Raw genomic sequence first — 14,496 nt, 5'->3', positions numbered from 1 at the left:
GTCCACCGACCCCCTGGTGCCGTTGCTCAAGGATCTGTACGAGAACTCCGCCGACCCCCGTGCCCAGGAGTTCTTCCAGGCGCTCAAGGAGCGCAACGAGGTGATCGACGACTTCAACGCCACCGAGGTCAAGGCCACCCGTGAGATCCAGGAGCAGATCGCGGAATCGGCCCTGCGCGGCACCAAGCTGACCGATCTGGGCGCCTCGGTCCAGGGCCTGTACTTCGGCAGCGTCGACTCGGCGCAGGGCAAGCGGATGCAGGAGCTGAACGTCTTCGCGCGGCTCCCGCAGAGCGAGATCAAGGGGCGCACGGAGGACGGCCAGGAGACCCGGGGGAAGGTGTACTACCTGCTGGCGGACACCGACCCGGACACCGGGCTGCCCGTGGACTCCCGCGGGGAGTTCATCCCCGCCGCCCACATCGTGTACACCCTGCTGCACAAGAGCGACTGGGACCGGGAGAGCAGCCTGGTCTTCCTCAACAGCAACCTCGCGAACATCAGCTCCTCCCTCGTGCAGGATGTGCAGCTCGGTCTGATGCAGGCGGGCGTGGACAGTCACGCCGTCGCGTCACTGACCGACGTCTGGTTCATCGGCGGCAAGGGCAGCACCGACTCCGGCCATATCGCGGCCCACTCGGTGATCAACTTCGACAGCTCCGGCAAGCCCGTACTGTCCCAGATGCAAGGCTGGCAGAACACGTACGTGTCCGAAGAGCTGCAGTTCAGCTACAAGCGGACGTTGCCCGAGCTGGCCCGCGAGGACAACGCGAAGCCGCTGGACATCACCGGCCTCAGCACCGGAGAGGTCTTCCCGAACCCGCCTGAGGGCACCGACGCATACGACGTCATGCGCTTCGGAAACAGCACACCGGCCACCAAGCTCACCGACCTCGGCTCGGACCGGCCGGGTCTGTACTTCGGCGATCTCAATGGCAAGCACGCACGCGACCTGCAGAGCCGCAATGCCTTCCGGCGGCTGCCCGCCAATACGGACAACACGTTCCTGCTGATCTCCGACACCGACAAGCAGGGGCGCCCGATCGACTCCCAGGGCAACCTGATCACCGCCGAACGCATGGTCAACGCCCTGCTGGACAACAGCGGCTGGGACGGCACGATGCGGTTGACCTTGCTCAACTGCGGGATCGGCGCGCTCAACCGCCCCTTCGTCTTCCGGGTGATGGAGCTGCTGGCCACGCGGGGTGAGAAGAGCGACATGCAGTACCCGCTCGGCACGCTGTGGCTCGCGGCCAAGAAGGGGAGCCTGGAGCCGGGCCAGTTCCTGGCCGGCACACCCAAGGTCTCCATCTCCCAGAGCGGCACTCCTGTGCTCCATGACGTGAACGAGTGGGAGATCGCCGAACGGCGTGGGAAGGACGGGTCGTACCGGTTCACCAAGACTTTCGCGATCCTTCCCGTGGGTGTCGCCGGCGAATCGAAGGCCCCCCAGACACTCCAGCCGGTGCCGAAGGAGGTCGAGCTGGTGATGTCCCAGGAGGAGCTGGAGAGCGTCGACCTGAACTCGACGGACGGCACATCCAAGCCGACCACCCCTCCGAAACCCGCGGATCAGGGCTCCGGTGCCCTCTCCAGCCTTCCGCCGGTCACCGAGTGGGCGACCGTCGAGGACACCTACGACATCGTGCACTTCGGGCCGGAGAGCGAGGTCGGCGACAGCGACCAGGACGTCGATGAGGACCTGGACGAGGACCTGGACGAGGACCTGGACCAGAACCTAAACGAGGATCTGGACGAGAACGGGGACGACCAGGTGCAGCCCGCGGGCACCCCGGCCGCGGTCCTGTCCTCCCTCCAGGACCGTTTCGGCCTCACCCTCGACTCGCAGGCCGGCGTCACGGCGGCGCTGGAGACCAACCCCCGACTCTCCCCGGAGAACCGCGCCCAGGTCCGCGACCGGGCGCTCACCGACACCGAGATCCAGGGCGTGAACGCCGCACTGGAGCACTTCGCCCCGCTGCTCGGCGCACAACGCCAGACCTCCAACCGATCCGGCACCGAGCAGGAGGTCACCACGCTCGGCGCGGTGACCACGGGGAACGGCTTCCTCGGCACCCCGGAGACCAGCCAGTACATCGCCTCTCACCGAACCCTCAACCTCTACGCCGATCCCTCCGGCGGGGACGGGACCGGCCCGGACGCCCAGGAGACCGAGGGCGCGACGGTCCGCGCCCTCGCCCACGGCCTGCTGTCGTACGCGCTGCCCGAGTTCACCTCCGCCTTCGGCACCTGGGACGCCGACGGCCGCCCGGTCCTGGGCGAGGGTGTGGAGCCGCCGCACGGTGCGACGACCCCGGAAGCCGACTTCGTGGCGTCCATCCGGTCCTATCTGATGCGGACCGAACAGTTCATGGCCGAACGGCCTCGGCACGCGGCTGCCATCCGGGAGCTGGCGGCCCGTCACCCCGGTGCCTTCGTACGCGGCAGAAGCGAGTCGGTGCTGCGGGCGGCACCGCGCATCGCCCAGCAACTGGCCTCCGAACTGGACGCCTTCACCGCCCAGGTCGGCACCTTCGACACCGACGGCGCGCTCAACACGGCCGGTGAGAAGCCGTTCGGCGCGAAGAGCAACGCCAGTGCGGCCGACGACCTCGCCGAGACGGCCCAGCAGTACTTCCTCGCCCCGGACACGCTGCGTGCGAAGGCACCGCGCCGGGCGGAGTTCTTCGACCGCCTGGTGGCGGACTGGGACCGCAGCGACCAGCCCGGCGACGACGACAACCCGGACGGGCACGACCGTCCCGACCCGGACCGGGACTCGGACGCGCGGGAGCGCGGACAGAACGGTTCGCCGGGGAGGAACACACCACCGCCTTCGAACCGGAGCACGGACACCTCCCCGGACCGGCGGGACCAGCGAGGCCGGACCGGTCAGCGGGACGCCGACGCAACCACCGAGGCGACCGACACCCCCGTCACACCGACCGACCAGAACGATAGGTCCGGGCCCCAGCCTCAGGCGCCGCGGTTCTCCCTGGACACCCTGCTCCGCAACGCCGCCGAGGACCAGCAGTACCTGGACGATCTGCGCGCCACCGACGCGGCGGAGGTGGACGCCGTCGAAGAGGCCCTGCGTGCCGGTGGCGCTCTTATCTATCCCCATCTTTGGTCGCAGGCCCCGGACGATGTGACGGACGCGATCATCAACCGGCTGACCCTGGTCGCCCTGAACATGTCGGCGGACGCGGTCACCTACCTGGCCGACCACTACGCGCGTGAGTACGAACTGTCCTTGCTCGACGCGGAGGAGGCGACGCCCCTCCTCCAGCGAGCTCGGACCCTGATGGACACCTTCCACCCCTCACACCAGAAGATCCGGCCGAGGGACATGGTCCTCCCCAGTACCCAGGGAATCATGCGCCGGCTTCTCACCGACCAGCAGCACATGGAGCACCACCAGCGCGTCATCGAGATCGCGCATCTGGTCCGCGAGGGTGAGCAGGGCGGTGATGTCGATCTGAGCCGTGCCGTGGACCGGGCCAAGGAGATGGAGAACGGCCGAAGTTCGGCCGGCCCCGATGTCGTCCGGTTCACCGAGATCGATCATCCGTCGCCGAAGGTCACCGTGCTCTCCCTGTTCGGAGACGCCGAGCTGTACGGTTCGCAGCGGCTCTCCGAGACCGACACCCGGTCCGTCGTCACGTACTCGGTCGTCAACGACGGGAAGTCCACCGAGTGGCACATCGAGGACGCCACCGACGCGGACTGGCGGGACCAGCACGTCCTGTTCATCGACACCCACGGCGGTGCGCAGCGATTCATGGCGGCGCTGACCCAGCCGTCGCTGGTCCCCGGCGGTGAGAAGCCGGGCCATGCGACGGTCTCCCCGCAGCACCTCGCCGAACTGCTCCAGCAGGTGCCCGAGGCCACGGCCGCCGCGCAGAAGGCGTTCACGGCGAAGGAGCCGCTGTATGTCGTACTGGTCGCCTGCCGCACGATGGAGGACAGCGACCTGCCCTCCCCGATGACCGGCCCCCAGCTCCGCCAGTACCTCAATCTCGGGCCCGAACACACCGAGGAGCAGTCCCCGGACGTCAGGCTCTACGCGACCGCCCGCCGCACCCAGGTCTCGCCCAGGGGAAACGTCGGGGTGCGCGCGGACAAGGGCACCCCGGGAGACCAGCGCTACCAGCTCATCGAGGACCCCTCGAACCAGCGGGCCACGATCTCCGTGGCGCCCGATTCGTTCAGCGCCGGACTCTCCCTGCGCCACCGTGGTGACGCGATCTTCCGCAAGCAGGTCCAGCCGTCCACCTCGCTGGCCGCGGTGCTCGGCGGGAACAAGGCGGCGTTCCTGGACATGAGCTGGCACGGGAAGGGCGTGCAGATCCCCAATCCGAGCAGCCAGGACACGTCCGACAACGTGAACCTCACCATGGAGGAGGTCAAGAACGACCCAGCGGTCCGTGATCTGCTGGAGGACGGCGGAGACACCGTCGTGCTGGCCACGCACCACGCGGGCACCCCGACCATCAAGGAGGTCGACGGCGAACTGGTCGCCGACTTCTCCGACACCCCCGCCATGGCCTTCGCGAAGGCGGGCGGCAAGCACGTCAAGGTCGTCGCGCCGGTGGGCTGGGTGCAGCCGACGGGTACGGACGGCGGTGTGGAGGTGAGCGTCAACCAGCTCTCCGACCACCAGGACTGGCTGCCCACCTGGGTCCTCCTGGACCCCGACCAGCCGCCGCCCGTGCTGAAGAAGCCCGCCTCCGTCACCTCCGAGACCAGCGATCAGGACGGCGAGTCCGACGAGACCCCGGTGACTCCTCCGTCCCGTGGCTTCCGCAGCTACGAGGACATCAGCGAGGGCTGGAAGAACCCCCGGTACCAGGAGGAACGCGACCGGGCCCCGCAGTACCCGGCGGGCGTGAGCACGGTCGGCACCGCGACCGTCCTCGCCATCCTGGCCTTCCGCGGCCCGAAGGGCAGCGACTCCACGCCCCTGCCCGTCCTCGCCGCCCTCCGCAAGCTGACCGAGGAACAGGTGCACACCGCACTGCTGGGCTTCTCCCAGACCTACCAGCAGGCGTACGAGCGGGCCCGCGACGCCTACCGGTCGACGACGGACACCGACCAGGAGGCGGTACGGAACACGGTCCGCACCGAGGCCGAGGACGTCGGGCTCGACGCCAGCTACGCGGACGAATGGCTGCGGCGATTCGCCCAGGAACCCGACACGTCCGATGACCCGGTCGACCCGGTCGATCCTGCGCTGCGTGCTGACAGGGACGAGTCCGACGCGTCCGACGACCAGGTCGATCCGGTCGAGCCCGACCTCCCCGCCGACACGGACGAGCCCGACGCGTCCGACGACACGAGCGAGAACGTCGAGCCGACCGATAGCGACGACCGGACCGACACCGACGACCGGACCGACACCGAAAACCGGACCGACACCGACGACGCCACTGACTCCACCGACTCCACCGACCCCACACAGCCCTCCACGACGACACCGGTCATCCCCAGCCCGCGCCGCGCGGGCCGCACCCGGACGAACCGGTCCGAGTCGCCGGAGGACCCCGCAGCGACACCGAGGCCCCAGTCGACGGGTGGCCTGGCGGCGGCGCGCCGTGAGCTGGCCGGACTCGCCCGGCAGCAGTTCGGCCTGACGGACGACACCTCCGACGACGAGGCACTCGTCACGCTGGCCCGCGAGGTCTTCCAGGGCGAAGGACCGGAGGACCAGGGCGACCAGGTGACCCGGCTGGCGTGGCTCGGCGAGTCACTGCGCAGCCTCCCCTGGAAGCGGAACATGGAGAACCTGCGCGTCGCACGACAACTGTTCGACGTCGTCCGGCAGCAGGAGGGACGGCGGCGGGCCAACGCGGACGGGCTGCGGAACGTCGTCCGTGACGTGCTGGACAAGCGCCGGGGCGAGCCGGTGTCCCAGCAGGACCAGGCGAAGGTGTTCACCTTCACCGCCCTGCTCGCCCGGATCGACGCCCCGGTGGACATGGCGGGGCTGCGAGCGGTGCGCTCGATGTGGCATCTGATGGACCGTGATTTTCCCTCGCTGACCAACGTCCTGCGCCGGGTGCGCAACGCCGCCCCGGATCTGGCGGGGCTCACCGACGGCGACGTGCACCGGCTGATCGAGGCTGCGAAGGACGTCAACGCCTACCAGGCCAGGATCGGGGACCTCGTCGCGGCCCTGCGCGCCCCGACGAACAGTCGCCGTCGACCGTCCGGCTCGGGCCGCGCGAACAGTGGCGGCACACCGCCGCGGTCCCGCCGCACCACGAGCGCCGCCCGGATGAACAGCGCGAACAGCGGCGGCAGCATGTTCTCGGGGAACACCCCGACCCGCGCGAACAGCGGCACCACGCTGCTCGACCCGGACGAGGGGACCGGCTCGCGCGGCGGCGTCGACTCCCGGTTCAGCGGCCTGTTCGACCTGATGTCCAGCCTGACCGAGGTGGACGAGGACTCGTCCGCCCGCGACAGCCTCCAGGAGACGCCGACGGACGGCCTGTCCGAATCGGAGGACATGGACGACGCGCCGACCGAACCGCTGGAGCGGGGCGAGACGAGCCAGCAGCCGCCGCTCACCAGGGCCGGGGCCAATCAGGTGGTGGCGATGACTCATGTCACCGAGGGCCACTATGTGTTCAACGAGGAGACGGGCTACTGGGAGCTGAAGGGCTACCACCTCTACAACCCCGACTGGACCGATGAGGTCAGGTCCGAGGACGACCCCGACTTCGCGGACACCATGGCCAGCCCTTCCTGGAACGGTGTCTTCCACGCCAAGCTGTCCCCCGGGCCGAACTCTCCCTACCGCTTCGTCTGGCACAAGCGGGAGCACACGTTCTTCGGCACGTTCATGACCTGGCCGGTGGTGTACAACACGCTGCTCGAACTGGTCGACGACGGAAAGATCCCGCACAACGGCTCGTTCCGGGTGACCGACCAGTGGGGCAACGGCCTCGCCGGTGTCACCAAGAACGGGCGGCTGCGGTACTTCTACCCCTATGTCACACCGCAGGGCGTCACGACCAGGGACAACCCCTGGATCGCGGCCCAACTGGACCACGAGGCGGAGCTGAAGGCCATGGCCGACGCGCTCGCGGCCCAGCAACTGGCCATGACGACCGAGAACTTCCCCGGGCTGCCCACGTCCAGCGCCCCGGTCACATCCAGCGTCTCCGGCCAGCCGACTGCCCCGGACCTCCCCGGCACCACGGAACCGCCCGCGCTCCCCGTGACCCCGGCCCCGGCCGAGGTCCCCTCGCCGGGATCGGTGTCCCCGACCACGCCGCAGGACATGCCGTCGTCCGAGCCGGCCGAGGACACCCCGGACTCCGGGCCGACCTCGACCGTGCTGACGGAGGACATCCCCGACTCCGGGCCGACCACGACAGTGCTGACCGAGCCGACCGAGGACACGCCCGGCTCCGGGACGATCACGACGGCGCCGACCGAGCCGGTACCCGTGACGCTCACGTCGCTCTACGACCTGGTGGACGACTACTGGCGGAACGGCCCCGTCCGGGACAAGCAGGCCGGGCAGGACGTCAGCACCCGGGTCCGCGACGGCTTCGGGGAGCTGACCCTCGGGGGCATCGTCGCCGGTGGCGGTAAGAAGAGCGAGCTGGACTTCCAGCACGGTGTCCTCTTCGACGACGACAGCGCACTCATCGAGATGATGGCCCAGGCACCGACGTACGACGGGAAGGTACCGTCGGACCAGCTCTGGAACCGGGCCCGGACGCTGCTGGTCGCCGGGTGGACCGTGCTGAAGGACAGCGGCACCGACGTGGACGCCTTCGACAACCGTGTCCGGCATCTGCGCCACTCGGTCAGCAAGCCGACCGACGACATGAACCGGGCGCTGGACGTCCTGGAGGCCGAGGTGCGGATCGTGCGGGCCCTGAGGGGTCCACAGCCGCCGCAGACCACTGTCACGCAGTTCCAGACGGACGTCGACACCATCGCCCGCAACCTGCCCGGCATGGTGCGGCGGAAGATGCTCACCGGCGACGAGGCCCAGGACCACAGCCTCGCCCTTGTGCAGATGGCCAACGACCTGGCACAGCCCACCTCCGACAACACGACCGGCGACCCCTGGCTCACCCAGGACCAGGCGGACCAGGCGGCCGTGAAACTCGCGATGGTGCCCCAGCGCATCGAATGGGGCGCGTTCATGGCCGGGACGAGGTCGAAGCAGACGGTGCTGAACAGCTCGGCCGCCGCGATGAAGTACCTCGACGTCCTCAGCAGGCAGTTGACCTTCGAGCGTGACCTGATGTTCCCGCTGCTTCTGTCGCTGCGGCAGGACCCGGGGCAGTCAGCCGAGTTCACCCGGCTGCTCCAGGAGCGGGCCATCGCGGTGGAACTGTTCGACGAGCAGGCCGACAACCTGCTGAAATTCATCGCCACCCTGCACTACAGCGAACACGAGGCGGAAGCGCACAACGCGATCATCACGCAGGCGAGCGAGGTCAAGTCCCTGGTCTCGGTGGCGAAGAGCAATCACGCCCTGCTGATCCCGGCGAAGCTCCAGGGCGACTCCAAGATCAGGTCCACCCTCATGACGAAGCACATCTCCGACGCGGCCCGGGTCGCTCGCGAGAACTTCCGATATGAGTGGATGCACCGCAATATCGAGCAGACGAGGAATTCGCTCGGGGACCAGATCACGGATACCGAGGCCAAGCTGCTCACCCTGCTGGACGCCGCCGCGCGCATGGGTGACAGCACCAGAGCGGACGCGTTGCCGAACGCCCGTGCCGTGCTCGACGCGCTGGACCTCGACGCCGTCATCGCGGGCGAGGACGGAGTCCTGATCTACCCGGAGCACGTGTGGCGGCTCCTCGGGAACATCGAACGCCATATCGCCACGGCGACCGGGCCGGACGCCACCGACGACGCCAAGGACGTCGAACTCCAGCGGCTGTCCACCCTCAGCGCCGACTACGCACAGCGCACCTGGGCGCAGTACGGAACCACGACGATGCTGGAGAGGGCCGACCGGGCGACGAAGGCGGAAGCGGCCACCAAGGCGAAGGAGGCGAGGCTCGCGAAGGAGGCGAAGGCCGCCAAGGAGAGGCAGAACAAGGGAAAGAGCAAGCGCAACAAGTCGAAGATCAGCGAGGCGGAGGAACCCACCCTCACCCCCTATCAGCAGGTGACCTTCACCATGGACGTCCAGAGGAACGCGGAGATCCAGCTGCTCTTCGGGATCGAAGCGGTGAAGAACGGTCAGATCACCACGAACGATCTGAACCGTAGATTCTTCGACCTCATGGGGCACTTGAAGGAGTGGGGCGCCTTCTACAAGGTCGACGTCAGCGACACGGAAAAGAAGATCAAGAACAGGATCTACGTATCAAAGATTCCGTTGGCGCAGGACTTCGCGTCAGGTGTGAAGACCGCCGTGTCCTACGGTCAGAACTGGTCGACCACGCCGTACGGGATCTACTCCCAGTGGCAGCCCATGTACCTGGACAGATGGCTGCGCCAGCTCGCCACGATGGACGACGGGAAGAACCCGGACCTCACCAAGAGCCTCAACGAGCTGCGCAACACGAACGCGCGGGACGCCTGGAACGGCAAGGACCTCTCGCTCACCAGCATGCAGGCCTCCGACTACAACAACTCGCCGACCTGGCAGACCGCTTTCGAGGCGGTGGACGGCTGGCCGACGCCCCGGGTCTCGCACAAGGACCGGGCCGCCGCGGCCCGCGAGCACATCAAGACGATCCAGTTCTGGACCGCGAAGCTGGCGGTGGAGCAGAACGGCGCACTGAACGGCACGACCGCCATCCAAGGTGCCCATGCCGTCCTCAAGGCGCTGCCCGTCCTCCTGGCCCGTGGCGACCTCGGCCCCGAGGCCACCCTGCTGATCAAGAAGCTGGAGCAGGCCGCGCAGCAGGACCACGGCTACCAGAAACAGCTCAGGGCCGTACTGGAACTGATCGAGGCGGAACAGCGGGTGATCTCCTTCGTGCTGGACGGCAAGTCGGAGGTGACCATGGAGTCTGTGCTGCTGTTCCAGGAGCACAGCTCGACCGTGCTGAAGGCGGTCAGCAGCGGCGTGGGTCTGGCGCATCAGAGCAGCTATCTGATGCCCGACTACACCAGCGGCTCTGACATCGCTCATCTGAAGACCAGGGCCTACAACGCCGCCGCGCTGAACCTGCGCTACGTCGAACTGAAGCTCGCCAGCCTCTCCGACCCCCTGCACAAGTACCTTGAGGATCAGTGGAAGGTGTTCACGGACAGGAAGAAGTACGGTGCCGAGCACCCGCTGTACGGGCTGAACCTCGACTTGCTCAGCTACAGCAAGCAGCAACGCCTGAAGTTCGCGTTGCTCCTCGGCCGCAACCCGCTGTCGAACACGAACCACGACACCGGCCCCGCGACGGCCCTGGCCCGCTACTTCTTCGGGCTGGACATACCTGCCCCGCCCCCGAACCCGAACCCACCTCTGCCCCCGAACCCGAACCCGCCCCCGACCACCACCGACGCCACCGACGTACTGGAACGGGGCCTGACGGACCCCGCGAACTCCGGGACGACAGGGACCGGCGGCAACTCCGGCGCCGGTGACGTGCGGGCCACGAACCGGCCGTCCCGCTCCCTCGACGCCGATCTGCGGGCACTGGGCGACCAGGTCGAGACCGTGATGACGCTCACCGACACCCCGGAGGGGCCAGACGAGTCGCCCCGGCTCACCGAGGACGGCGTCGAAGTCGGTGAGGCCGTGTTCCACATGATCCGCGGTCACTACCGCTTCGACCCGGCGACAGCGACCTACGAGCTGAAGGGCTATCACATCGTCGACCCGGGAAGGGGCGACGAGATCCATGTGATGCCGGACCCGCGGTACGAGAACAGCCAGGAGAACCCCACCTGGAACGGGGTCTTCCCGGCGCGTCTGGCTCCGGGTCCGAAGGCGCGGCACCCGTTCGTGTGGACCAAGCCGCTGCACACGTTCTTCGGCCCCGGCATGACCTGGAAGGTGGTGTCCGCCTCCCTGCGCCAGATGGCCCGGGAAGGGAAGATCCCGGCCGACGGCACCTTCCGGGCGACGGACCGATGGGGGAACGGGATCGGTGGTGTCACCAAGAACGGCAAGCTGCTCTACTTCTACCCGTTGATGACGAAACCGGGCGTCCAGACCAGGCAGAACCCCTGGATCAAGGCGATGCAGGACCACGCCGCCGAGGTGAGGGCCGCCCAGGAGGCCGAGACCGCCCGCCAACTGCTCGTGAACGAGCAGAACTTCCCCTCCCTGTCCAGCACCACCCCCACGACCGGCCGCCCCGTACAGACCAGCGTGCCGATCCGCGGGCAGTCCCGGCCACCGGCCGACACGCAGCAGCCCGTCCAGCCCGCCCAGCCCGTCCAGCCCATCCGGAGCACCGGGACCACCGAGACGACCCAGAACACCCAGGACGTTCCGGAGACCGTCAGTACCCCGCAGCGCCCGGCCCCGCGCACCGGGCCCCGCGCACTCCAGCCGACGACGCTCACGGACCTCTACGACCTGGCGGACCAGTACTGGACGGAAAACCCGGACCAGGACCAGAAGGCCACCAGGAAGGTGCTCCAGGACATCAAGAAGGGCTTCGCCGCACTCTGGCTGAGCCCGCTCTCCGACACCGACACGGACACCGAGACCGAGTTCCACCGTGGCCGCCTCTTCGACGACGACAAGGCGCTGTTCCAGGCGATGACGGCAAAGCGGAAGTACGACGGGCGGATACCGGAGCCCTACCAGAAGACCCGCGTCATGAACCTGCTCACCTCCGGATGGGAGGTGCTCCAGCACACCACGGACTTCGCCGCCGCCGAGCACCGGATCAACCACCTCACCCAGTCCCTCGACGGCCCGTCCGACACGATGACCAAGGCCGTCGAGGTGCTCCGGGCCCAGTTCCGGATCGCCCAGGCCAAGCAGGGCGCCCAGCAGGACTCCTACACCGCGCAGGACTTCCAGTTGGACGCCGGCACCGTCGCCCGGAACCTTCCGGAACTCGTGGGCAAGGGGCTGATGAGCAAGGACGACGCCGTGGCCATGGCGGCCACCATCGGCGAGATCGCCACCGAACTGTCCCGGCCCCGCGATCCCGAGGACCCCACCACCACGTTCCTGACCCCGCGCCAGGCGGACCTGGCGATCGTCCGGCTCACGGCCGTGAACACGCGGATCGTCTGGAACCAGTTCCTCGCCAAGGGCGGCGCCGACGCGCCCACGGACTGGAAGTCCGCCGCCGCGAAAGCGGACACCGTACTGGAGCACGCGCAGTACGACCGTGACATGACCATGGGGCTGATCAAGGCACATCTCGCGGACCTGGACACGGCCGAAGCCCCGTCCGGTGACGAGTCGGCACCCGACATTCTCGACGCGCTGGACTCCGTGCCGGAGGTCGCCCTGCTGCGCGAGGAGCTGAACAACGCCATCGCGTCCTACGAGGTGCAGCACGACCAGTTGCAGCAGTACATGCAAGCCCTGCTCGGGAGAACGCACCGGGTGACCGAGGAGTACGAGGACCTGCGCAAAAGGTCCATGCGCGGCTACAACACGGTCACCACCATGAAGATCACCATGGACGCGCTGGACAAGGAGAAGCACGCGGACCCGGAGACCCGTCATCGCCGGTTCCGGCAAGTCGTCTCCGACGCCGGCGCCGTGCACCCCGAAGGATGGCGGTACAAGAAGATCCAACTGGAGATCGCGGAGAACAGGAAGCTCTTCGCAGGCGAGTTCACCGAGAACGAGATCAAGGTCCTCGCGCTGGTGGACGCCCTCGCCCAGATGGCCGACGCCACTCCGCAGGAGAAACTGGCCAAGGCGCGCACGGTCCTCGACCTGCTCTCCGCCGACCTGCTGATGACGGGCGTCGAGGACGGGACCATCATGCGCGGACACGACTTCCGGATGCTGGCGTACATCGAACGCTTCATCACCTCCGCCTTCGGACCCGACACCACCAAGGCGGCCAAGGACGCCGAGAAGACCCGGCTGGCCCAGGTACGGGCCGACCTCGCCGAGTCCATGTGGCAGAAGTACCTCGCCGACGAGCAGCGCAAGACCGAGCAGGAGAACGACGGGTCGCAGCGGGACCAGCCCCCGCTGACCGAGGATCAGCGGTTCAACGTGGCCAACAGCGCCCGGAGTGAACTGGAGGTCCAGGCCGAGGCCCAGCTCCTCTTCGGTGCCGACCTGGTGAAGCAGAACAGGATCACCGCGGACGAGCTGAAGGCGAGATTCGACCGGATACTCCAGGATCTCAGCAAGCTGACCGATCTGCCGGAACAGTTCATGTCGAACACGCGCCAGAGGATCACCCAGCGCGCCAGCCTCTCGGTCTTCGTGGTGGGCGGTAACGACAGCAGGTCGGATCTGACGCTGAGCAGCATCACCGGATACCGATGGGTCAGCACCCCTCTCAACGGCCACGACTTCTGGCAGACGTTCCACTTCGACCGGTGGGTGCGGGAAGCGGCGGAGCGCCACGCGGGCGACGAGAACGCGGCGCACTTCAACAACCTCCGGACGGTGGTGTCCTCCCGGCTGTGGACGTCCGGCTACGAGATGTCCACCAGCAGCATGGCGGCCTCCCACAACCCCGCCGCACCCCAGCAGTGGAACTCGTTCGTCCAGAAACTCGTGGGCTGGCCGACGGACCGGCTCCTGGGCGCCAAGCGGGTCACCCAGTACCAGACCCATGTCCGGGAGGTGCAGGACTGGATCGGCAAGCTGGCGGTGCAGGAGAACGGCGCGATCGACGCCAACCACACCATCGGGGCGGCGCATTCCGTGCTCAAGGCGCTGCCGACACTGATGTACTCCGGCAGCAGCGAGTCCCAGATCGAGCTGCTCGTGTCGAAGCTGGAGCAGGCCAAGCACCAGCCGAGCGGCCACCAGGACCGGCTGATGGCGGTCCTGGACCTGATCCAGCAGGAACGGCGGCTCATCCGCATGATCATGAACGGCACACCGCCCGACAGCCCCGAGGCGGCCGACATCTTCCAGAAGCACTACAGCGCCGTCCGCAACCTCAAGGCCGGCCGGACCAACATCGAGGGCCGGGACACCCAGCTGGGCACGGGTACCACCGACCCGGCAGAACGCCAGAGCCTGCCGTACAACGCCAGCCTCGCCGCCCAGGTGCCCTACCGCTACATGGAGCTGTCGCGCCAGCTCGTCGACGACACCGAGCACATCGGAGTCACCATGCAGTGGAGGATGTTCTCCAACACCTCGAAACTGCTGCCGGGGCATCCGCTGTACGGGATCGACTTCACCAAGTTCACCCCCGAACAGCAGATGCGCGTCCAGTACGCCCTGTTCCTCGCCCGGCACCCCAAGAAGCCCGACGGCACCCATGACACCGCCGACGCGATCGCCCTCGCCCGCTTCTACGCCTACGGCCACTCACCGGCCCTGGTCACCTCGTGAACTGACCCCCACCCGACCGCCGTTCCCCGTACGGGGCCGTGCCCACCCGGAGGCACGGC

At 68.1% G+C, this 14,496-nt stretch carries 1 protein-coding gene; it reads left to right on the top strand.

What is annotated here, in order from left to right:
- The first annotated feature begins 16 nt into the window (after positions 1–16).
- The gene (locus tag AB0D49_RS40730) at positions 17–14,437 is read left to right on the top strand and encodes a hypothetical protein (protein WP_362768991.1); all 14,421 of its coding nucleotides are present in this window, start codon (positions 17–19) and stop codon (positions 14,435–14,437) included.
- The last annotated feature ends 59 nt before the right edge of the window (positions 14,438–14,496 follow it).

The sequence above is a fragment of the Streptomyces sp. NPDC048290 genome (assembly GCF_040652095.1).
Taxonomy (GTDB): Bacteria; Actinomycetota; Actinomycetes; order Streptomycetales; family Streptomycetaceae; genus Streptomyces.
Note: the sequence above shows the minus strand (reverse complement) of the source record. Positions and strands in the feature narration are given on the sequence as shown.